General features: G+C 47.9%; 20 protein-coding genes and 1 pseudogene. 11 read left to right on the top strand and 10 right to left on the bottom strand.

Annotation, left to right across the window (positions count from 1 at the left end; genetic code table 11):
- Nucleotides 1–504: 504 nt before the first annotated feature.
- Together LRP49_RS06985 and LRP49_RS06980 are read right to left on the bottom strand one after the other, a co-directional pair.
- Nucleotides 505–1,755 (bottom strand): Nramp family divalent metal transporter, encoded by a 1,251-nt coding sequence (locus tag LRP49_RS06985; RefSeq protein ID WP_274141188.1) that lies wholly within the window; start codon nt 1,753–1,755, stop codon nt 505–507.
- A 51-nt stretch (nt 1,756–1,806) separates the two neighbouring features.
- Nucleotides 1,807–2,193: an ectoine synthase gene (locus LRP49_RS06980; protein ID WP_274141186.1), complete on the bottom strand. Its 387-nt coding sequence runs from the start codon at nt 2,191–2,193 to the stop codon at nt 1,807–1,809.
- Between the two features lie 168 nt (nt 2,194–2,361).
- Here LRP49_RS06980 and LRP49_RS06975 point away from each other — a divergent pair, with 168 nt between their 5' ends.
- Complete coding sequence (locus LRP49_RS06975) at nt 2,362–3,249, top strand: LysR substrate-binding domain-containing protein (protein WP_274141185.1); 888 nt, start codon at nt 2,362–2,364, stop codon at nt 3,247–3,249.
- A gap of 68 nt (nt 3,250–3,317) precedes the next feature.
- On the opposite strand, the gene LRP49_RS06970 is transcribed toward LRP49_RS06975, so the two are convergent.
- Together LRP49_RS06970 and LRP49_RS06965 are read right to left on the bottom strand one after the other, a co-directional pair.
- Nucleotides 3,318–3,995: a tRNA (adenine(22)-N(1))-methyltransferase gene (locus LRP49_RS06970; RefSeq protein ID WP_274141184.1), complete on the bottom strand. Its 678-nt coding sequence runs from the start codon at nt 3,993–3,995 to the stop codon at nt 3,318–3,320.
- 100 nt (nt 3,996–4,095) lie between these two features.
- Nucleotides 4,096–5,430 (bottom strand): serine hydroxymethyltransferase, encoded by a 1,335-nt coding sequence (locus LRP49_RS06965; protein ID WP_274141183.1) that lies wholly within the window; start codon nt 5,428–5,430, stop codon nt 4,096–4,098.
- A 110-nt stretch (nt 5,431–5,540) separates the two neighbouring features.
- On the opposite strand from LRP49_RS06965, the gene LRP49_RS06960 reads away from it, so the two are divergent.
- Nucleotides 5,541–6,398: a LysR family transcriptional regulator gene (locus LRP49_RS06960; protein ID WP_274141181.1), complete on the top strand. Its 858-nt coding sequence runs from the start codon at nt 5,541–5,543 to the stop codon at nt 6,396–6,398.
- 44 nt (nt 6,399–6,442) lie between these two features.
- Nucleotides 6,443–7,060, top strand: coding sequence for a LysE family translocator (locus tag LRP49_RS06955; RefSeq protein WP_274141180.1), 618 nt, complete (start codon nt 6,443–6,445; stop codon nt 7,058–7,060).
- A gap of 58 nt (nt 7,061–7,118) precedes the next feature.
- Here the strand turns inward: LRP49_RS06955 and LRP49_RS06950 are convergent, their stop codons facing one another.
- On the bottom strand, nt 7,119–8,093 hold the full coding sequence (locus tag LRP49_RS06950) for an MBL fold metallo-hydrolase (protein ID WP_274141178.1): 975 nt from the start codon (nt 8,091–8,093) through the stop codon (nt 7,119–7,121).
- A gap of 124 nt (nt 8,094–8,217) precedes the next feature.
- Between LRP49_RS06950 and LRP49_RS06945 the strand changes: the two genes are divergently transcribed.
- The 6 genes from LRP49_RS06945 (at nt 8,218) to LRP49_RS06920 (ending at nt 13,156) form a co-directional block, all read left to right on the top strand.
- The gene (locus LRP49_RS06945; protein WP_274141177.1) at nt 8,218–9,123 is read left to right on the top strand and encodes a LysR family transcriptional regulator; all 906 of its coding nucleotides are present in this window, start codon (nt 8,218–8,220) and stop codon (nt 9,121–9,123) included.
- A 58-nt stretch (nt 9,124–9,181) separates the two neighbouring features.
- Entirely contained in the window at nt 9,182–9,793 is a 612-nt protein-coding gene (locus tag LRP49_RS06940) for a Crp/Fnr family transcriptional regulator (protein WP_274141176.1), read from the top strand.
- 87 nt (nt 9,794–9,880) lie between these two features.
- Nucleotides 9,881–10,612: an SDR family NAD(P)-dependent oxidoreductase gene (locus LRP49_RS06935; protein WP_274141174.1), complete on the top strand. Its 732-nt coding sequence runs from the start codon at nt 9,881–9,883 to the stop codon at nt 10,610–10,612.
- Entirely contained in the window at nt 10,613–11,053 is a 441-nt protein-coding gene (locus LRP49_RS06930; RefSeq protein WP_274141172.1) for a DUF2141 domain-containing protein, read from the top strand.
- Between the two features lie 9 nt (nt 11,054–11,062).
- Nucleotides 11,063–11,728 (top strand): TVP38/TMEM64 family protein, encoded by a 666-nt coding sequence (locus LRP49_RS06925; protein WP_274141170.1) that lies wholly within the window; start codon nt 11,063–11,065, stop codon nt 11,726–11,728.
- A 144-nt stretch (nt 11,729–11,872) separates the two neighbouring features.
- Entirely contained in the window at nt 11,873–13,156 is a 1,284-nt protein-coding gene (locus tag LRP49_RS06920) for a ferredoxin reductase family protein (RefSeq protein WP_274141169.1), read from the top strand.
- A gap of 70 nt (nt 13,157–13,226) precedes the next feature.
- On the opposite strand, the gene LRP49_RS06915 is transcribed toward LRP49_RS06920, so the two are convergent.
- Nucleotides 13,227–14,183, bottom strand: coding sequence for an AEC family transporter (locus LRP49_RS06915; RefSeq protein WP_274141168.1), 957 nt, complete (start codon nt 14,181–14,183; stop codon nt 13,227–13,229).
- 220 nt (nt 14,184–14,403) lie between these two features.
- On the opposite strand from LRP49_RS06915, the pseudogene LRP49_RS06910 reads away from it, so the two are divergent.
- Nucleotides 14,404–15,159, top strand: a pseudogene (locus LRP49_RS06910) (transporter substrate-binding domain-containing protein); the annotation flags it as partial.
- Entirely contained in the window at nt 15,142–15,387 is a 246-nt protein-coding gene (locus LRP49_RS06905; protein ID WP_274141203.1) for a ribosomal protein L7/L12, read from the top strand. The pseudogene LRP49_RS06910 and the gene LRP49_RS06905, both read left to right, overlap by 18 nt.
- 122 nt (nt 15,388–15,509) lie before the next feature.
- Here the strand turns inward: LRP49_RS06905 and LRP49_RS06900 are convergent, their stop codons facing one another.
- From LRP49_RS06900 to LRP49_RS06885, 4 genes are all read right to left on the bottom strand, one after another.
- Nucleotides 15,510–16,058, bottom strand: a complete 549-nt coding sequence (locus tag LRP49_RS06900) for a YbhB/YbcL family Raf kinase inhibitor-like protein (protein WP_274141167.1) — start codon at nt 16,056–16,058, stop codon at nt 15,510–15,512.
- Between the two features lie 115 nt (nt 16,059–16,173).
- Nucleotides 16,174–18,378: an AHH domain-containing protein gene (locus tag LRP49_RS06895; RefSeq protein ID WP_274141166.1), complete on the bottom strand. Its 2,205-nt coding sequence runs from the start codon at nt 18,376–18,378 to the stop codon at nt 16,174–16,176.
- Nucleotides 18,379–18,534: 156 nt separating this feature from the next.
- On the bottom strand, nt 18,535–21,585 hold the full coding sequence (locus LRP49_RS06890) for an efflux RND transporter permease subunit (protein WP_274141165.1): 3,051 nt from the start codon (nt 21,583–21,585) through the stop codon (nt 18,535–18,537).
- 3 nt (nt 21,586–21,588) lie between these two features.
- Nucleotides 21,589–22,689 (bottom strand): efflux RND transporter periplasmic adaptor subunit, encoded by a 1,101-nt coding sequence (locus LRP49_RS06885; protein ID WP_274141164.1) that lies wholly within the window; start codon nt 22,687–22,689, stop codon nt 21,589–21,591.
- Between the last annotated feature and the right edge of the window lie 140 nt (nt 22,690–22,829).

Here is a 22,829-nt window from a genome sequence, read left to right as displayed (position 1 = left end):
CGCAAAGCGTTATGTGAATATTTGAGATGGAATACAAGCAACCAAGTCCACTATACGAGTGGAAAATTGATGAATCAGGTAAAGAACTTAACTTGGTCTAAATTCTAGACAATGAAACGGTGTTATATGCGTATGGCCGTTACGCGCATAGCTCTGGCAGTAAGTCAGTTTCATGGCAAGAGTTTCTAGATGGTGAAATGAGCGAACTCGTAGAAAAAACCATGGGCCCAAAGGTATTAACTGAGCTTCTTTCAAGGCTAAAGTTGGACGTATAACAAGAGACTAGGGCTCGAATGACCCATTTCCCAATACTGTCTCCCTCATCTGTATCGCTAAATGGCTTGATGCCAACGCTTCCGCTATCGATACAAACCTAAAGAAAAACGCCCATCAAGTAGCCAATCGAAAAAAGCAGCCTAATTAGGCTGCAAATATAGGACTCGGTGCCACATTCTGCTCTTGCACATCTTGTGGTTCTTTTTATCTCTTGGGCTTTATCTTTGCTTAACTTCCGGCAAGTGAAGTGACGGTGGAAACAAAACTTTTAAAGCCAAGAAACAGTGTGATGAGACTGATGGCAATGCCAAAGCATAGTGACACTTTTCCGTTGACGAACTGGCGCATAAAACGCGATTGGCTAGTTATCATTACCAATAGAATCACAGCGATAGGCAAAATGATGCCATTGAGCACTTGTGCCGAAATGATGACAAAAACCGGGTTAAGGCCTGTGGCTGAGATGAAAATACCAAAGATCAGAATAGAAAGATTGGTATAGAAGAAACGCTTATCTGACTTGTCGTATTTCCACCCAAATAACCCCGCGAGTACGTAAGACGCTCCCAATGGTGTGACGATGGCTGAAGAAAGCCCTGCAGCAATCAAGCCAACACTAAGGAAAACCTGAGCGTAATCACCGAGAACAGGTTCCAATGCTTGAGCCATGGTGGCAATGCTTTCAACGGATGCACCACGAATCACTGTGCCTGCGGTAATCATCACCGCAGCTGTGATTAATCCTCCAATTGTGATGGCCACAATGATATCGAGCTTTGACAGTTCGAGTTGGTCTGTACTGCTGAATGCTTTTCTGGCATTGATGGCATGAACAAAGAAGTTGTAAGGCACGATTGTGGTTCCAATCAAGCCTAGTACCAGAAACATCCCGCCTTCAGGAATACTTGGAATTAAACCGGCCGCGACTTCTGACCATTCAGGCCCAACGGCAAACATCGAAATGAGAAAAACAACGGCCATGGTGGCAACAAGCACCATCAGAACCTTTTCAATGAGCTCAAAGGGGCCGAAGTTAATCAATACCAGTATTGCGACACCGACAAGTGGGCCAAGTATTTGAGTGGAAACGCCGGTTAATGTCGATAAACCTGCGGCTGATCCTGTGAGGTCACCGCCCATATACGCGATGCAGCCAAGTGGAATGGCTGTGCCAACAAGCCCACGGATAAGGTAACGCGCTGTGCGGTTTTCAAATGCTGAAGAGATGGCTTCCGAAAGACCTTGTCGGGTAACAACCCCCAAGCGTGCCGCCATTTCTTGAAGCACTATGGTGGCAAGTATGGCGAAAACCACCGTCCAAATCAGGGCATAACCAAAGTCAGCACCTGTTCTGGTGGCGGTTGTCACTGTTCCGGGTCCGATAAAAGAACCAGTTATGACAATCGCCGGGCCAATGGCTTTTACTTTGTCGAGAAAGGTATAGCGTCTCTTTGACGTGCTCGTGTTTTGCATGGACATATCATCCTCCTTGAAGGGGTGTACTGCGTGACTGTCTTTGCGTCAAATGCGTTAGTAGGCAGAACCTTGAGGGTTGGTTAAGTCGTGTGTTTCTGAGCCTGTCAGAGGTGGATTAAATACACTGACCAGCACCAAATCAGTGGTTGTTCCACCTCTTAAGTAATGCGGATCATGTTGGTTGAGCACATAAATGTCGCCCTTACGAATGGTGAACACATTGCCCGCCATGTCTTCGACTTCGCCTTCACCGTCAATGCAGTAACAGGCTTCGAGATGATTTTTGTAGTGAAGTTTTGACTCAGAACCCGCGCGAACAACCGTATGGCAGACGGTAAATCCCATATTGTCCACTTGTGTTAGTAGGCGGTGGCTTGTGCCATTTCCCCAATCAACAAAACGGTCTGTTGACTCCAGTTCCTTTAATGAACGAACAAACATTTTGCCTCCAATTGTTAGTTTTATTGAGATAAAGGCAGCAGACTACGGCGATTAAGGACCTCAAATACTCAGCGAGTTCTTCGTAGCTGCTACCTTTGGAGATGATGGTTTCAATTGAGCCTTGTAACAATTGATTAATATTTGCTCGACATGTTAGGAAAAATAACAATGAAACTTCCGCCGTTGTCCGCACTGAAAGCGTTTGAAGCGACAGCCAGACACCTTTCGTTTTCACTTGCTGCAGAAGAACTGTTCGTCACTCACGCTGCGGTGAGTCATCAAATCAAGCGTCTGGAGGAATGGTTCCAAATGCGTTTGTTTGAGCGCAGAGGGAGGGGGATTCGCTTAACACGTAGCGGAGAATTGCTTTTCAGACGGGTATCACCCGCACTCAATGAGATTGCGGAGGCCTGTAATTCGGTCAAGGCGATGAAAGGTAACGACGCATTGACGGTAGGATGTATTCCCTCCATCGCGAATCGATGGCTCGTGCCGCATTTGGTCGAATTCACAGCAGCTAAGCCGAATCTAGATGTGAAAGTGGTTTACGCGAGTGTCGCAGATTCACTTGCAGCCAATGAGTTAGATGTTCTCATTTCAACTGACGAGCACAATATGCCGGGGGTGAAATCTGAGAAGCTATTCAGTCGGACTAAAAAGCCAGTCTGCAGCCCATCATTTTTGGAGAAACATAGCCCGATAGATACGCCTTTAGATATTGCGCGTGTTCCATTGATTCATGATGAACAACGTAAAGAATGGCAACATTGGTTTGATAGTGCTGGTGTGTGTTGGTCGGCGACAGATTCTTGGCCTGTATTTCAGGACTTTAACTTACTGGCAACTGCTGTCATTGCTGGTCATGGTGTTGCGCTTTGTCCTGTGGAGGTTTTCCGGCTTGAGATAGCGCGTGGTGACTTGATTGTGCTTTCTGATATTGCAACAAAACAGGATCTTGGGTATTACGCAAGCTATCGGCAAAACGCTAGCACAACGGTGTTTGACTTTGTGGAATGGTTTAGAGGGGTGGTTGTCATGGATGCTGAAATCGCGTAATTCGAGATCTATGTATCCTCTGTCTGGGCGAGCAGAGTTCGCACCGCCCTCATCTGCATATTAACCGCCTAAACATCTACGCTCTGATACGCCTTTACTGCATCTTCTACTGCCGTTGGTCTGCCTTGCTGAATACGCTGATAGTGCTGCAAGGTTTTCGCAAGGTACCGCTGACAAACATCGCGCTGCGCATCGTCGTTAGAAAGCCAAAGTCGCGACCCTGTGCGTGTAACTTGGTCGAGTTGAGCGGTTTCATCATGTGTCGTTACCAGCATGATTTCATAGAAGCGTTGGTTTTCTTCTATCAACGTTTCTTCTTTGAGTTTGAAGCCACGCGCAATCAACATTTCGCGTAACGCGTATTGGTGGTTAACGGGGCAAAGCAGAAAGTTGAGTGCGAACTCTGGATAGGTATCTTGTAAGCGGGCAACCATGTCCATCATCAAATCGCCACCGATACCGGCAATGATGATCAAGTGTCGACCAGAATGTTGTGCCAAAGGCAATTCACCGGCATCCATACACAATGCTTCCCATTGCGTGTTATGCGCAAAATGTTGGCGTAATTGCTGGGAGAGTTTGTCGATAAGTGCTGGAACAACATCAACAAAATGGACAAAGGCGTCAGGGTGTTCACGCAGAAGTGATGCGCCCAGTAAACCATGGTCACAACAGCAATCCCAAATGTGGTCATAAGGCGCGTTTACCATCATTTGAAGCTGACGTAGACGTTTACCGATTTTCAATTTTTGCTCGCTCACTCAAGGCAGGAAAGCGCAGCATTCTACTGAAAATGAAAAAGGGGTCGAACGAATTAATTTCTCGACCCTGACAAAGAATTTTTATCTATGACTGAACAAACTTCAGAGTGCTAAACCGACTGCGAAGGTCGCTCGCCGCTTGTGCGATGTCCTCGACAGGTTTACGTTCAAACAGACAATCTGCAATGAGTGTTGCAACCGTCGGCATGTCCTCTAGCGTAAAGCCTGCGCGAACAATTTCCGGTGTACCGAAACGCAAGCCATTCATGTCGCCGTCAACGGTAGCAATGGGCAGGCCGATGCCACAGGTCAGGATATTTGCTTGCCTGAGTTTCTTCGCCATGGTTTGGCCACCGCCGAACATTGCCGCTTCAATGGCAAATTGGTGGGATGTTGACGGTATTGCATGGCCATCTTGTTCAACCGTAAATACAGGCAAGCCTTCACGTTGACAGGCGTCGGCGAGGGCTACGTTTGTCTTAATCATTGTCTCAGAATATGCCTCACCGAACTCTCTCCAATCGAGCAAGGAAACCGCCAGTGCTGCTGACTTCGCAGCATCAAAGTTGGCAGTAAGCCCAGGGAACGCAATCGCATCAATCGTTTTCATGAGGTCTGCATCGTTCGAGACGATTAATCCGCCCGGAGGCCCGCCCAGACTTTTGTAAGTGCTCATTGTCATCAAATGCGCACCTTGGGTTAACGGATTTGGCCAGCTTTTTCCCGCGATAATCCCGCACTGATGGGCGGCATCGAACAGGACCTTCGCGCCGACTTCGTCCGCAATGGATCGCAGTTCACTGACGGGATGAGGAAGAAGATTTAAACTACCTCCAATGGTAATTAGTTTGGGCTTCAGTGTGCGCGCCTGTTGCCTTACTGCATCAATGTCTACCGTGTAGTGCGTGGGGTCAGCCGCCATTTCAATAATGTCGAGCCCAAACAAACCTGCAGCACCAGCATTATGGTGGGTCACGTGACCACCAATAGAGGCGGGGGGAACGAGGATAGTATCGCCAGCCTTGCACGTCGCCATAAAGGCATACAAGTTTGCCATTGCGCCTGACGCGACCCGAATTTCAGCAAAGCGGGCATCAAATACTTCACAGGCGAGTTGAGCAGCTATTAATTCAATTTTTTCAATGGCTTCTAAGCCCATTTCATATTTATCACCGGGATACCCCAAAGAGGGACGAGAACCAATGCCAGATGAAAGAAGGGCTTCGGCTTTCGGGTTCATGATATTGGTAGCAGGGTTGAGGTTGATACAGGCTTTTTCATGAATGTGCCTATTCTCTTCCGCAAGTCCATAAATGCTGCTGAGGAGCTCAGAAGACGAATTGTGCGCGTAGTCATTCAGTGTATTCGCTGCGAAGGTGTTGAGTGCGTCGTCTATCCAAGGTTTTGATTGGTATGTCATTTCCGAGCTCCGTCTCTATGGTGGTCACAAAGTTATCTCAACAAATTCGTGCACGATGAACAAATGGATTATTTTTTACTCTAGGCAAAAAATATTTTGGGCTAAGTGGAATGAAATCGGTCAGGTTTGGCAATCTACCTCCATTGGAAACGCTGGTGGCATTTGAATCCGCCGCAGAGCATGAAAGCTTTGCGCGAGCGGGTGAGGAGCTGTTCCTTACCGCGTCTGCAATCGCGTATCACGTAAAAAAACTGGAATCGAATCTAGGCATAGAGTTGTTTTCTCGACACGGTAAAGGCGTGTCACTAACACCTAAAGGCCAAGAATTTTTATCGCTTATTAGGCAGTCACTCAATAGCATTGAAAGAGATGTTGAACAGGTAAGAAGTAAACGCTCTAAGCCCGTAAAACTGGCAACGCAACATGCCGTAGCTCAGCTCTGGCTGCATAAGCGGTTGGGAGAGTATCAGCACCAATTTCCTGAGCATGATATCGAGATAACGGCAGTCTCAACCGTTTCTGGCCAGCCAGAAAACACGGATTTGGCGTTGGGGTACTTTCTTCACGACCCCGGTGGCGCGTGGATCAAACTATGGCCAGAATATTTATTGCCAGTGAGTGCCAGAGGTTTCAACGAAGATTCCCCAACCTTCTATCAGGACATGAATTGGCACGATGACTGGCGGTATTGGCGCGACACCTTCCCGGATATCTCAGCTAAAACACGACGAGCCAGCCTATATACCTTGCTTCTGCAGTCTGTGCTTGATGGACAAGGTGTGATGGTAGGGCGATTAAGCTTATTGAAACCTTATTTAGATTCTGGAGTGTTAGTACCGTGGCCGGATTCGACATTGTCAGAAGTTGAAAGTGGGGGATACTACCTGTATTGCGCGCCATCTTGCCGTGATCATGCAGTTGCTACCCACTTTTTTGAGTGGTTGACGACCACATGTGTGGCTAGGTAAGGTGAGGCGAGATAGAGGAAAGGGTAATCGGGAAGGGAATGTAGATGGAACTCGCGGCTTTCTTGCTTTTTATTCCGGCTTGTTTTGCCTTAAACATGACGCCGGGGCCGAATAATTTACTGGCGATGAACAATGGGCGCTGTTACGGCTTTCGCCATGCGTTGCTCGCCAGTATGGGGCGAATTGTCGCATTTGCCGTCATGATTGCACTCACTGCATCTGGGCTTGCGGTCATCCTTTACGCCTCTGAGACTGTGTTTCTGGCGATCAAGCTTGTCGGGGCATTTTACCTGTTTTGGATAGCCTTTCAGTTATGGCGTTCATCTTCTAGTCCTGTGAGTAAAGAGGAAGGTGGAAAACAGCTAAAGACGCTCTTGCAGCAAGAATTCACGTTAGCGGCAGGTAACCCCAAAGCCATTCTTATCTTTACGGCATTTTTGCCGCAATTTGTTGACCCAAGCGCAGCTATCAACCAACAATTTTTTGTTCTCGGTGTGACGTTTTTAGTGTTAGAAATCTTGGCAATCGCCTTGTATGCGATGTTTGGAATTTACTTAAGGCACTGGTTTAGCAAACCGACGATGGCACGATGGTTCAATCGAGGCTGTGCCGTGGTGTTAGGGGTATCAGGCGGCAACCTGTTGTTGATGAACCGCCAGTAACAGAAAATACTCAGCCACCAAAATATTCCTTGATGGCTGAACAGAACCTGCGAGCGATTTATTTCTTAGAAAGATCTCGGTATGCCGCAGGCACGTTGAGTGCAGGGTGAACCCAATCACGCAATGCATAGCCCGTAAATTCTGGCAATTGAACCTTCGCGACTGTTTCTTCCAGTGTCAGCCCTTCATCAATCGCAAGTTGTACCTGTGTTTTAATCGCTTCCAGATAGTCAATGTGCCACTGAATATCGGCGGGTGTCATCGGTGAGCCATGACCGGGAACAACATTAGCATCATCCGGTAAGAATGCTTTTACCTTCTTCAATGAGTCCAGCGTTTCCAGCAGGTGACCATCGAGCAACCAAGGCAGTGACGGTTTCACTGTGATGATGGGGTTACCTGTCCACATGGTTTTTGATTCGGGTTCCCAGACAAAGAGATCGCCACCTGTCTGAGCAAAGCCGAAGTCCATGATTTCGACGTTCTTTCCGCCCAGATCTAGGGTGATCTTACCACCTTCACCGATCAGGATGTCTGCATCAGTTGGTACAATCTCTTCGATACCTCGGCCTTTACCGAAGTTTTGCATCATAAACTGGGTGTCATGCTCGAAGTGAGTGTGGATGTAATTTTGCGTCACTTCGTGCTGAATAATGGTGGTGTCTTCTGGCAAGTACATATTGCCGTAAGAATGGTCGCCGTGGAAGCTGGTGTTCACCGCGTAGATGATCGGTTTGTTGGCTTCTTTTGCCACCATACCCTGAACTTGTTTATTCAGACGTTCGTTTAACATGGTATCAATGATAAGCACGCCCTTATCACCGACCACAAATCCGCCACTCGTCGCGACAGGCAGGCCTTTTTGCTCAAGCTCTTTCGCATCACTTGGGTAATAGGCGTAGACACCGTTACCCAACTTTTCAGCAATAAGCTGCACTTTATTGGCATCCCACACGGGCTCATTGGCAAATAAGGGAGTGGAGATGAGAGCGGTTGCAGCGATCATTGATCCTGCGATTTTCAATATTGTCATTGTTTATTCCTTTTGTTTTATCTGTGTCCTTGATGTACTAGCGCACTTTACAAATGCTAGCATTCACAATAAACATCACTTTGAGTAAATGACTGTTCTTCGAAAGTGAACAATAAGGACGCTTATGGATAAGCTTACAAACATGGAAACCTTTGTGCGGGTGGTCGAGATTGGCAGTATCAGTGGGGCTGCTGATCGCATGAACATTGCTAAATCGGCGGTGAGTCGACGCCTCAAAGAGTTAGAAGAGTTTCTCAGTGTTCAGCTGTTTCACCGCACGACGAGAACCATGCATGCCACAGAGACGGGCATTGAATACTACAAGCACTGCCTGAGAATTCTGGAAGATTTACGCGAAGCCGAAGAAGCGACGTCTCAGGCACATTGCGTGTTGCAAGGCCCTCTAAAGGTAGCAGTGCCATCCACGTTTGGTGTTTTACACATTGGCCCTGCAATTAACGACTTTTTAGCGGAACACCCACAGATTGAATTTGAGTTGGACTTTAACGATAGGCAAGTCGACTTGATTCAAGAAGGCTATGACATGGCGATTCGAATCGCCGATTTGCCTGACTCAACCTTACTAGCAAGAAAAATAGCCACTGTCCGTCATGTGCTTTGTGCGAGTCCTGACTATCTCGAAGAAAACGGGACGCCGGAACGCGTCGCTGATCTCAGTAACCACAATGCGGTTGTTTATAGCTTAAGTCGTGATATTACTCACTGGCGGTTGGTGTCGCCTGAAGGCAAACAGGCAAAGGTGAAAATTAATCCGGTCTTGAAAGCGAGTAGCGGAGAGTTTCTGCTATCCGCCGTAGAGAAAGGGTTGGGTATCGCATATCTGCCAACATTTGTTGTTCACAATGGTTTGCGTGAAGGGCGTCTCAGTAAAGTTTTGCCCGGATACGGTGCGGGTGAACTTAACGCCTATGCAATTTATCCGCAGACTCGGCACCTTTCGCGTCGTGTTCGTACATTCATTGATTTTCTTGCGGCAAGATTTGAAGGTAAACCTTATTGGGATCAATAAGATCGCTGTCTTATAAGTGTACGTAATACCAGCGGGGCATTTCAAACAAGGAGAGGAAATGAACAGCCAAGACGTTCTGGCGCAGTTTGAACAGGGGTTTCGTTCAGCGTTTAGCCTGACAGATGAAGAGTGGCAAGCCTTTGTCGAAACAGGCGTACTAAGGTACATCACTAAGGGCGAAACCTTGTTTGAAGCGGGAGATGTCGTAGATAAAGTCCGATTTGTCTGTGCGGGAACCCTGTGTAACTTCTATCTCACGCCGGATGGCACCCGAAGAAACAAATCTTTTCTTCAACGCGCGGATGTCTCGGCGTGCTTGTCTTCTTTCTCAAAAGGATTGTCCGCGAGGTTTAGCTGCGAGGCACTGACGGACGCAGTGTGTTTTGAAGTTTCGGCAAAAGCACTAAAGGTGCTCAGCGAGGGCATGCCGGGTTGGAAGAATGCGTTTCTTCAGATGGTGACGGCATTAGCATTGAAAAAGGAAGCAAGAGAAGCCGATTTGCTTTTGCTTTCCCCAACCGAACTTTATGTTCAGTTTGTTGAGACCCAGCCAGAACTTGCTGAGTCGCTGCCGAACTACCACATTGCGTCTTATCTCGGCATTACTGAAGTGTCTCTCTCCCGTATTCGCGCGAAACTCGGTGTACAGAACCACTATCACCGAGCTTAAAAAAATTTGCAGTTTTAACCTTTGTTAAAGTGCTGACGAATTGACACAGATATCCTGACTCTCATTGGAATTACAGAGGAAGTCGGGATGGAACTTCGCAACAAAACCATTGTTCTCACTGGCGGAACGTCAGGTATTGGTCGCCAACTGGTTGACCAACTCTCTCATGCTAATCAACTGATAGTTCTCGGGCGCGACGCGGAAAAACTCGATGCGTTAAAAGAACAATACGCGTCCGTTGTTGCTTATCAGGTCGATCTCTCGAACACCAAAGAGGTTTATCGGCTCGCGAGTTTGGTAGCGAAACATCACCCTCAAGTAGACGTGTTAATCAATAACGCAGCCGTGCAGTTTGCTCCTTACTTCAACGACAAACACTTCAATTTCAGCACTGTTCAGTACGAAATCGACACCAACTTCACTGCCGTGTGTGCATTGATTCACGGATTATTACCTTCGTTAACGTCCACTTCGTCTTCGAAAGTTGTCAACGTGAATTCGGCGTTGAGCATCGTGCCTAAAGCGTCTTCTGCGGTCTATTGCGCGACGAAAGGTGCGATCAATATTTTGTCCCAAAGTTTGAGATACCAATTTGAAGGCTCTCCGATAAAAGTGCAGCAAGTTTTTATGCCGTTGGTGGAAACGCAAATGACGGCGGGGCGGGGCAGTAACAAGATATCAGCAACATTGGCGGCATCAAAAATGATTGAGGGCATTGAGCGAAAAGATAAGGACTTCGATATCGGCGCAACGCGTGTACTCAGAGTTCTGTTTGCTATCGCGCCTTTTGCGGCTCGTCGACTACTGAAAGGGTCATAGATGAAAGCCAAGAAATTAGTGTGTGGATTGATGTTAACAGGGGCCATTGCGATGAATACAAATGCCACGGAAAGCAAAGTGACTATTGCCGTTAAAGGGATTGATGTGTCTCGACCGGGCAAGGTGTTGGTGATGCTTTTCGCCGAAGAAGGATTTCCAAAGCAACACGATAAGGCACTGCGAATTATCAGCTTGAATGCGACTAAAGCAGAGCAAGTCGTCACCTTTGATGACACGCCTCAAGCGTTTGCAGTCAAGGTACTGCATGACGAAGACGGAGATGGTCGCGTTACCAAGAATTGGACCGGAATTTGGCCAAAAGAAGGGTTGGGCTTTTCGAACGGCGCAAGGATCACGTTTAAAGCCCCAAGCTTTGCCAGTGCGCGGCTGGATAGAAATAGCGTTGCTTCACCACATCAGATTACTGTTCGTTACCCGTAAGGAGGGGCTATGACATCGTTGCTGAAATTAATGGGAATAATGGCCCTCTTTTTCGCCTCCACCTTCATTGTCGCAAAAGCAATGGGGTGGTTGAGCCTCGAGCAAATTGAGTTGTGGTTGGCACAGGCACAATCGCTAAGTGCGGTCACCGTGGTGGTTGCCGTTGTTTTTCTTCTGTTTTTGGATCTTTTCATCGCGGTACCGACACTGTCGATCATGATGCTAGGCGGCTACTTTGTCGGTGCTCACCTTGGTTGGTTCGCGGCGTTCTCAGGCACCTTGCTTGCAGGCGTGTGTGGTTATGGCTTAAGTGCACTGTATGGCGAGAAATTGGTGAATCTGGTGGTGAAAGATGACGCTAAACGCCAAGAACTTCGCGCGCAGTTTCGTCGACATGGCATTCTAATGATCCTTCTCTCTCGGGCCATGCCGATTCTCCCTGAAGTGACGGCCTGTATGTCAGGCATCAGCCGTATGCGCTTTTTGACCTTCTTGCTCGCTTGGTGTGCGGTGAATTTGCCTTATACCTTCATCGCCGCGTATGCAGGTTCAATCAGTACCCTAGATAATCCGATCCCCGCAATTTTAACCGCCACCGCGTTAACTGCATTCTTCTGGATTGGCTGGGGGCTTTTGAAGCATTTTTTGCTGAAAACACCCGTTAGTACGCAATAGCTGAATCAGCACTGGAAAACTGCGGCTTCAGAAATGAGACGCCATCAAATTTCACCCTGTTTCGACATCTTGGTGACTATATTTCACAGATGGAACGCTTTCTAATTACTCGTGAAATTGACGAACATTTGATGGACGTGTCTTTTGAAGCTGAAATTTGTATTAGATAACAAGAAAAACATATTGGTCGCGGCACTGGTTTTACTGAGCTTTGTCGGCATAGGAAGCCTGTTGCCAGAGGAGTTGACGCTTCAACGCTGGATTGCGGCATTCTTCGCCGCAAACGCGCTGGTGGGAATGGCGTTGGCATTCATTCTGTCCACACGAATAGAGATCTTAGAATCAATATTCGGTGGCTTGGACAGAGTGTATAAAGCGCACCGATGGGCGGGTATGTGGTCTGTCTTTTCGATTTTCATGCACTGGTGGTTAGTTCCACAGTCAGAAGCAGAGCGTGAAGAAACGAGCTTGATTGAACTAGGCTCTGATACCGGTGAATGGGCAACCTGGTTGCTGCTGGTATTGGTTGTGGTGAGTTTCATGCGCATGTTGCCTTACCATCTTTGGAAATGGAGCCATCGCCTGATGGGGTTGGTGTTCTTCATTTCGGTGTTTCACTACTTGTTTGCCGTGAGGCCTTTCCAGTTATTGTCTCCCGCAGGCATCGCAATGAATTTGACCGCAGTGATAGGCGTGTGGGCCTGGTATTACTATGCGTTTGGGAAAGATACCAGTAAGCACTACATTGCCAAAGTTGAAGCGGTGACAAAGCGAAACAACATCGTGAGTTTCAATACCAGAACGCTGCAAGGTAAGCCGCAATGGGAAGCGGGGCAGTTTGCGTTTATCTCCGTGTTGCACAACGACAAGATCATCAGCGAGCCGCATCCATTTACCATTGCCAGCAGTGAGCAAAGTGGCAAGCCTGCTTTTGCAGTAGCTGCATTGGGCGATTACACCAAAACACTGTATGAGCATTTGGAAAACGGGCAAATGATCCGATTGGACATGCCGTATGGCCGTTTTCGTCTAAACCGAAAAGAGAAAGAGCAAGTCTGGATTGGCTCAGGGATTGGTATCACGCCTTTTATTGCATGGCTCCAGTCACTGAACAGCGAGATTGAAGACGTACCGAAAGTGACGCTTTATTACCTCGTGAAAAACGCAGAAGCCGCCATCTTTGCCTCAGAGCTAGAAGATTTGGTCGCTGCATTGCCGACAGTCTCTCTTAACATTGTTTATTCAGAATATGGGCGTTTAACGCCAGAAAAAATAGCCGAAGATGTGGCGGGGAATATTCAGCAAGCCTCTCTCTATTTCTGTGGTAACCCTGAAGTCAGAAAAACGATGCAAGAAGGCTTGGAACAACTGGGGATGCCCAAAAACAACACACATTACGAGCTGTTTGATTTCCGTGGTGCGCTGTAAAAGCCATCTCTTCAATCAGCAAATCAACCGACAAAGCCGGTTTTTAACGGCTTTGTTTGCCATTTTGTATTCAAATCAGCCCCAATACCTTCATAGCCAAAGAGCCCAAGCAGACAGTGATGCTCGAAAAAAGAGTAGTTAGCCCAATGATGTTGGCACTTAACGTTGTATTGCCGCCCGCAGCCTGCGTCATCGCATAACTTGCTGCCGCTACAGGTGCCGCGTTCATGAAGAATAAAATCCCTAACTCAACCCCTCTGAAACCATACAGATAGCCAATCAAGGTAAAGGCAAAAGGCGCAACCATCAGTTTGTTAGAGGCCGCAAACCAGGTGGAGGCTTTTTCGTCTCTCATCATGCGAAAATCTAAGCTGCCACCTGTGCACAAGAGTGCTAGAGGAAGCGCAATCCGGGAAAGGTAGTTGCCCGTGTCGACAACCACTGGCGGAAGGGTGATGTTGAGCATCGAAACAACCACGCCGAGCGCGATGGCGATAATGAGAGGATTTTTAGCAAGGTTTAGGAATATCTTTTTTATGGATTGCAGCTTGGAGCCTGATGTACGCGGAGATAAGCAGATAACGGCTTGAATATTGAAAACCACCGTAATCACCGCGACATAAATCGCCGCTAACGCGAGTCCTTGGCTACCAAACGCTTTTTCAACATACGCGATGCCAATGATGGCTGTGTTAGCGCGAAAGCTACCTTGTATGAGTACACCGTTGTCTGGATTGTCTTTGAAAGCCAAGTGGGTTGAGACAACGCAAAACACAAAGAAAGCGACTGTCATTACCACTGAGAAAGCTAGGAATTCAGTGGCCTGAGAGAAATTGTGGTCAGCAGTGGCAATGCTCAAAAACAGCATCGCTGGAAGAGCAACATTGAAAACCAGACGAGAGGTGATATCGATAAAGTGGGCATCAATCCACTTAATTCTTTTGAAAATGAAACCCAGAGAAATGATGAAAAATATGGGCGCGACAAGAGAAAGGGAAAACACTAATTGCTCCATCATGTTCGCCATTTTCTTTTTCGTCTCGTCCGTAGAGTATTAACATCAAACTTACGCTATTTAAGTGTGAATACTCAACCTACTTATTGTTAATTGTCAGTTTAGCTGCCGTGCAGGTTTGCTGATTGACTGTCGTCCAAAGGAAAACGTCCAAATCCTCAATACTTAGACCCTATGGGTACCGCGTGGTTGATAAATTGAAACGACCAATAATCAAAAAAGACCTATCACCATGAAAGCATCACATCTTATCGCAACCGTTGCTTTATCCCTTTCCAGTTTCGCAGTGGCAGATCAATTGGACGATATCCTCGAAGCAGGCGTCATACGTGTTGGCACCACGGGCGATTACAAACCCTTCTCATTTTATGACGGTGAAACCTATTCAGGGTATGACATCGACGTGGCTCAGTATTTGGGTGAGCAACTTGGCGTAAACGTCGAGTTTGTGCCAACAACGTGGAAAGGACTGATAGACGGACTGAAAGAAGACAAATATGACATTGCAATGGGCGGGATAACCCGTCGTATGCAGCGTCAACTTAGCGCCGAACAGACACAAGGTTACATGGTATTCGGGAAGTGTTTTCTCGTTGCTAAAGGAAGCGCGGGAAAGTATGACACGCTGGAAAAGGTGAATATGTCATCTGTGCGAGTGGGTGTGAACATTGGGGGAACCAACGAGAAATTCGCAGAACGTCATTTGCCGAATGCGACCTTCACCAAGTTTGAAAATAACCTTGATGTGCCTAAAGCGGTAGCAGCGGGTGATGTGGATGTGATGGTCACTGAAACGCCAGAAGGCTTTTTCTATGAAGTCACCGACGCCAAATTAGAAGCCTCGCGCTGTGATGAGCCATTCACGCGCAGCCAGTTTGGTTATCTCATTCCTAAAGGTGAACAAGGTCTTCTCAATGCGGTGAATTTTGCGATTGATGAAATGAAGCTTAAAGGTATTGAGACTGAGCTCATGCAGAAGAACCAACTCGTGGCAGAACCTAAGTTTGAGGTTGTCCTTGTCGCGGCTGATGGAAACAAAGTTGACCTTATTCAAGCGGTCAAAGACGCAACCGGTCTTAGCTTGATTGAATCCAAGACGGTTGTTGAGCAGCTTCCAAAAGTGCTCAAAGAAAACATGGCCAAAAGCGATGCTGAAAAAGTGGCCGCAGCCTTGAAAGATGCTGGTGCCACTATCGAAATAAAGCCGGTTCAATAGGTGAGCAACGCTAAAGCTAGCCGGTGTGTTCCGTGACAAAGGGAGCCTTTTGGCTCCCTTTATATTTTGCGGCTTCGACCTCGTTCTATTGCGTTATGCAATATTGGTTTGCTGCAAACTTTTTACTCGCGCGCGTTGGTTGGCGCGATCAACTGAGCTTCGCCGATACGGTGTTGAAGAATGTAGTATCCGGCCAGTGCAGGAGCACCATCTGCGGGAACGCCGAGCTTATCAACATCCAATGCATAAACGGTAATTTGGTAGTTATGTTTGGGCGCATCTGGTGGGGGACATGCGCCACCAAAACCAACAAATCCAAAATCGTTACGCTGCATTTGCGCGCCTGCTGGAAGGTTTTCACCGCCTTCTTTCCCTGCATCAAGCCTCAGCCCGTTCACATCACCGGGAATATTAATCATGACCCAGTGCCACCACCCACTTCCGGTTGGTGCATCAGGGTCATACATTGTGACGGCGTAGCTTTTGGTGCCTTCAGGTGGGTTTTCCCAAATGAGTTCTGGGGAATGATTGTCACCTTTACACCCCCAACTATTAAAGATTTGGCCTTTCGTCAATGATTCTCCCTCCGTAACCTGAGGGCTGGAAAGGTCCATCGCAAATGAGTGTGTCGCAAAGAGTAGTGTGGTAAATAAAACTGAGCGTAATTTCATTGCTTGTTACCTGCTGATGGATTGCGCCAGAAGTATGGTTATTTATGGAAAACGGCTCTGTATTCATTTCAAGACTTTTAGCGGCTAAGAGCGCGTATGCTTAGATATAGTAGGGTCAGAGAGGGTGGTTCCCATTGAGAATTTGGCTACGAATACTAGACAGTGCTTCAAGAACTTGTGTTCTTCCGCCAGCGGATGCTGCGGTGAGTTCTTGGTTGATCCAACCAATGTATCTTCGTGTGTGAAGCGTGGAGTGGATTTGCCCTGTGTTGGGGTTGGCGACGATGTAGTCTCGGGCTAGCCAAACACCATTTAATTCTGAATTGATATTGATGTTGAATCTTTCCAAAATGGCTCTGGAAGGGGCCGCGTCTTGCATGCCTTTGGGTATGATGTGATGGGCGTGATGGCCTGGCGGTCTTGTACCCGCTGTGCGTTCTAAATTGGCGGCCAGAACTTCCGCATCGGTTAAAGACGAAGTTCTCGGACGAGTGGTCGTTCCAACATTACGTGTGCCTTCCGGTGCGACATCGGGTCTACGGGTTGATGACTGGGCATCGGCAAACTCTTCCAGTATTTCTAGTCGCCTAGCTTCCTCTGCGGATGTGCTAGGTGTCGAACGTGATGATGAACCAGAACTCGATGTGGATCTGGATGGTGCGGCGTCTTCAATCGTATCGGCTGCTTCACTCATTGCGCGTGAACCGCCCGCTGTTTGACTGGTATGGGCCGCCATTTGCGCGCCTTGTGCAGCGACAGGGCCGAGACGCCCCAAGTCAACGGTAATTGCGCCCCCTGCACTTAATGCGGCTGAGCCCCGACCGACTGCCACGACCGCCTCCGCTCTCACGGGAACGGTCACTAATGCCCCTCTCGCCGGTGTTGCTGCTGCTCCTGCACCTGAGGTAGCGAGAAAGACTTCGGCTTCGCCAAAAATGCGTCCAATGATGCGTGCTTGCTCGGTAGGTGATGCCGACGTAAATGCATTTATCAACTGCTCTCGGTTCCGCCAAAATCGCGCAATGTTATCGGGTAACTCTCCGAGGGCTTCAATAAAGCCACCAGGGTCGCGAACTAACATGACAATTGATTCTGCCATGGCGACACCTGCTTCACCCATTCCTTGAAAATACGCAAAGATTTGGTCGCGAATTTGTCCTTCTGATAAATCTTGCCAAAAGCTCCCTGCAAAGGTGATCTCGTCGGGTACTTCGTGTTGTGAAAAGCGGCGGCTTTTCCGTTGCAGTAACTGCTTAAAGCGTCGTCCTCGCGCACCCTCTAGCTCTCGTTTTACTGCGGTAATGCCTGAACGGAAGTGGTAACCACCGAATGCGCCGCCGTAATAGTGGCGATTGTCTAATGCCGTGAGGAAAGAATCGAAACGTTGCCTTGTTGTCGCGTATCGTTCAATGATTGTGAGGATCTCCGCCTCTTCGTCATCACTGACATGTACCTCTTGAACCAAGTTCATAATGCGTTGAATATCCCGACGTCTTGATGCTGTATCGTAGTTAGGGCGTCTCCTGCGCTGTGGCCTGCTCACTTGTTCTTCGGGTGGCGTTGGGCGAGACGTGGTTCGGTCTCCCAGTACTTGCGAAGCGACATCTAGGTTTTCTTGTAAGGCTAATCTGTCGACTGAACCTTCATCAAAATTCTCGATATACGCGGATAAAGAGGCGACAAGTCGTTCTACCGTTTCGGTGTTGACGCCTTCAAAATCGGCTTCTGTGAGTTGTTGAACGAGTGACTTATCAAATATGTCAGCACGAATGCGAGAGGCCGCTCCTTGCTGCCACTGGAAGACATGAGCGAGTTCATGCGCAAGGGTGTGGTTTGGCTGAATCGGAATGCGACTGCTTAACCAAATATGGTTTTCAAACGCAAAAGCATTTGCCCCCATGCTTTTACTCAACAGATCGGTTTCTTTCCCTTGATGAAGCCTAACGTCACGAATGTCATGAGGTATGCGGTGTTGAAAGAAGGAAGCCACATTTTGGGGGAGGGGAGAGCCACCTCGGTTTAAATGGGAACCTTGACTGGAATGTCCCTTGTTTGTCGAGGTCGGCACTGAGGCTTCGGATGCTAGGGGCTGAGGAGAAGAAGCCAAAATTTGTGATGAAAACGCATCGGCATCATTCTCCTCGATAGCGTTTCTTTTTGAGGAAGATGTGCGACCGCTGGTGGCTCTTTTTAGCGGCATATGCCTCGCCAGTTTGCGTGTTGTACCTGATAAGGAAGCGCGAGGAGATGACTCAGCGGCACTTTGCTTGCTGGATAAGTTGGGCTTGGGCTTACTGTGGAGAGGATGAAATATTGACATGTTGCCGCCACCTGAAGCTTGTCATGTTGTAGATACAACTGCACATTCTAAGGTGAGTATGACTAACGCCAGTCAAAGAGATTGTATAAAGTTCAAGGCAAAAAGAGAAATACCGGCTGATGAGCCGGTATTTCGTGTTTTCATTTTGACTTAACGCTAAGCCGTTTCCACTTTCACGCGGAAGAACATTGCGTAGAAGAGCGGGATAACAACCAGTGTCAGGATAGTTGCGAACAACAGACCAAACATGATGGTGACCGCCATACTCTTGAAGAACGGGTCTATCAAGAGTGGTGCAACGCCAAGGATAGTGGTTAATGCACCGAGCAACACCGGACGCGCGCGACTGAGTGCTGCATCTATGATGGCATTGTAAGGCGATTTTCCATCCCGGATTTCCACGTCAGCTTGGTCTACCAGTACGATTGCGTTTTTCACCATCATACCAATCAAGCTTAGGAAGCCGAGGATGGCCATAAACTCAAACGGCGTTTGGAACACAATCAAACCAACGGTCACACCTACTACGGCAAGCGGTGCAGTCATCCAAATGACCAACGGTTGGCGTAGGGCGTTGAACATAAAGATGACCGACAAGATCATTGCAGCAAAGCCGTAAGGTGCTGAGATAACAAGACCTTCGTTAGCATCTTTGGATGCTTTGTATTCACCGTACCATTTCAGTTCATAGCCTGGTGGCAGATCAATAGCTTCAATCTTGCCTCTAACGTCGTTAAACGCATCTGCAGTCAGCACGCCCGGCGCAGGGTCCGCTTGAACCAACAGTGTTGGCATACGGTCAATACGACGAAGGATCGCATCTTGATAAACCACATCAACAGAATCAACCAACTGACTAACCGGAATAAAACTGCCTGTTGTCGGGCTGAATACTTCGGTATTTTCAATCGCACGTTGATGTTGACGTTCGCCTTCTGGAGAACGTACCACGATAGGGATCAAGTCATCGCCTTCGCGGTATACACCCACATTGCGGCCACTCAGGGTTTGAGCAATCGCTTGGTTGATTTCTTGCGTTGTTAGACCATAGCGTTGTGCTTCTTCTGCAGAGTACACAGGGCGAAGTACAGGCACTTGCTGACGCCAGTCATCTTGCACTGCGATCAAGTTAGGATCATTGAGCATGATGGCTTTTGCTTGTTCAGCTAATTGACGCAATACGGCACTGTCAGGACCTTTAAAGCCCGCTTCAATCTTCTTACCACCGCCACGGCCCAGCATGAATTTCCAGACTTTGATAGAAGCATCTGGGTATTTTGCATCAAGCTCGCTTTGGAGTTCACTCAGAAGTGGCGCGATCTTTTTGTAGTCGTCGATATCAATCAACAACTGACCATAAGCAGGGTTTCGCGCTTCTGGTGCGTAAGTCAGCATAAAGCGCAGACCACCGCCACCAATAAAGCTGGTGATGTTAGTGATGCCATCTTTTGCTTTTACATCTTTCTCGATGCTAGCGACCATGGCTTCCGTGCGCTTAATGTCAGAGCCTTGCGGTAAATAGACATCAACAACAAATTGTGGACGTTGAGAATCTGGCATGAAACCAGGTGGTATAAACTGTGCGCCCCAAATTGCCATTGCCATCGTGCCAAAAAGCAGAGAACAGCTAATGATGCGGTGTTTCAGTACCGTTTTCAGCAAGCCTTTGTATGCAGTTACCGTACGGCCCGGTTTTTGTCCTACTTTAGCTGGCTTAACTTTCAGGAAGTCATAGCAAAGCATTGGCGTTACGGTGACTGCAAATACCCAGCTCAAGAACATGGAGTAAAGAATTACCCAGAACAGTGAGCCCGCATATTCACCCATATCAGACGGTGACAAGCCAATCGCACTGAATGCACAGATACCGACGACGGTTCCGCCAAGAAGTGGCCACTTGGTCGAGTTCACGACCTCTGAAACAACTTGCTCTTTGTCTGCATCCGGCTCTTGTTGGAAACGCACCAAAATGCCATCAGTCACAACGATGGCGTTATCCACCAACATACCAAGGGCGATAATGAGTGCACCCAGCGAGATACGCTGCATCGCAATGTTGTCGATGAGCATGATACAGAGTGTGCCTGCTACGGTGAGCAACAGAACAAATCCGATAATCACGCCTGAGCGGACACCCATGAACAGCAGAAGAACCACAAATACAATGGCAACCGCCGCAATCAGGTTATCGATAAAGTTGGTGACCGATGCGCGTACAGAGTCTGACTGCATGGAGATGACATGCAGTTCCATACCCAAAGGACGTTGACTGTCCAGTTCCGCTAAGCGTGCTTTAACTGCATCACCCATGTCTACAACGTTACCGCCAGACACGTTTGAAATACCGAAGCCAACCGCGCGCTCACCGTTATAACGCATTAGCATTGATGACGGTTCTTGGTAACCACGAGTGACGTTCGCGATATCGCCCAAGCGCAGCACGGTGTTGTTGTCACCGACGCCGACTTGCAGGTTTTTGAGGTCAGCAAACGAGTCAATACTGGAGCTTGGGATCACGGGAATACGCATTGAATCAGTTTCTATGCTGCCTGCAACGGTTACCAGATTTTGCTTTTGAAGAACTTGAAACACTTTCTGAGCAGATACGCCGAACTTCGCCAGTCTTTCGCTGGAGATCTCAACGAAAATCGTTTCTTGCTGCTCTGCAAGCGTGGCGGTTTTTGCTACGCCGGGTACCAACACCAAGTCGCGACGAAGGGTATCCACGTAGTCTTGAAGTTGCTTGTCCGTAAAGCCTTCACCAGTGACGGCAAAGAAGAGGGCGTAAACATCGGCAAAGTCATCGTTAACAATGGATGGACTCGCACCCGGTGGTAATTGACGCTGTGCGTCAGAAACCTTGCGACGTAGTTTGTCCCAAACTTGTTGAAGGTCAGCGGCACTTTTTGCAAATTCCAGCTTAATGTCGACTGTCACTTCAGACATGCCTTGTTTAGACACGGATTTCACTTCTTTTACTTCTTGAAGTGATTGAACCGCACCTTCAATGACATCAGTGACTTCATCTGACACTTCTTGTGCTGTTGCGCCCGAATACGGCGTGTTGATTACAGCCTGACGAATAACAAACTCAGGGTCTTCGAAGCGGCCGAGTTTCAGGTAGCTGATATAGCCACCTAATAGCGTTAGCGCGATAAGCACCCAAACGCTGGTGCGTTTCGCGATGGTATAACGTGCAATATCCATCGATTAGGCTCCAACGCGTGCATCAGTATATGGACGAACTTCCATGCCTTCTTTCACGCTGGATACACCCGCGATGATAATACGTTCGCCGATTTTCAGATTATTTTTCACAACGATGCGATTTTTCAGCAGTGCGCCAACTTCCACATAGCGTTTTTCCGCTTTGTTATCATTGGAAACAACCCAGACAAACTGTTTACCTTGGTTATCTGGTACAACCGCAGTCAACGGAACGGTGACGTTTTCCAACGCGCCATTTTCGCTATTTTCTGGAATTACTTTTACCGCCATGCCAGGTAGCACGCGGAAGCCTTTCAAGTCAGAGAAACCCAGTACCACAGGGTACGTTTGAGAAACAGGATCTGCCTCTGTCGCAAATGTTCGCAACTCAAGAGGGAAGTGTTGGCCAGGGATGGCAGACAACTCGGCACTTGCGTCGCGGCTATTGACGCCAGACAGCATGACTTTGTGTGGAATATTAATAACCACTTCCAGATCGCTCAGGTCGTGCAACACGATAACTGGCGCATTGGCTTGAATTTGTACGTGATTGTCGACCAGTTTACGGCCAATCACACCGTCGAACGGTGCTTTAAGCTCGGTATACTCCAGCTGACGTTTTGCATCTTCGACACGGTTTTTCGCTAAATCGTAACGGGTCGTGATGGCATCAAGATCCGCTTTAGAGATTGCTTGGCTTTTCTCAAAAACTGTTTTTGCGCGTTTGTATTCCAGAGTCGTATTTTTTAGCTCAAGCTGGGCAGACTCCAACGCTGTTTTTGCATCGCGAGCATCTAGTAAGGCAAGGATTTGGCCTTGTTTAACCTGATCGCCTTCTTTTACTAAAATTTCAGTGAGGCGACCGCCCACACGGAAAGCAAGGTCTGCACGCTCTGCTGCGCGTATAACACCATTAAAGCTAAGTTCATCGCCGGATTGTGTTGCGACGATCTCAGTAAGGGCTGGCTTAATTGCAGGGGCAATAGTCTGTTCAACAGGTTCTTCACCACAGCCCGTCAAAACGAGCGCAGACATTGCAATGCTTGCTGCAAGTGCATTGGCTTTAAATGTTGCCAATGAGGACTTCTTAACAACCACTTTCACCTTATTCTCCAATAAAAGAAGGGACCGTCTGATACGGACCAAAAGTGTATTTATCAATTTGATAGGCTCAACTTAAGAGCAAAAGCAGCTCTAAAGTAAACTTGTGAGTTTATATTATTATTGTTTTCAACGAAGGTAAA

The sequence above is a fragment of the Enterovibrio qingdaonensis genome, assembly GCF_028683135.1.
Taxonomy (GTDB): Bacteria; Pseudomonadota; Gammaproteobacteria; order Enterobacterales; family Vibrionaceae; genus Enterovibrio; species Enterovibrio qingdaonensis.
Note: the sequence above shows the minus strand (reverse complement) of the source record. Positions and strands in the feature narration are given on the sequence as shown.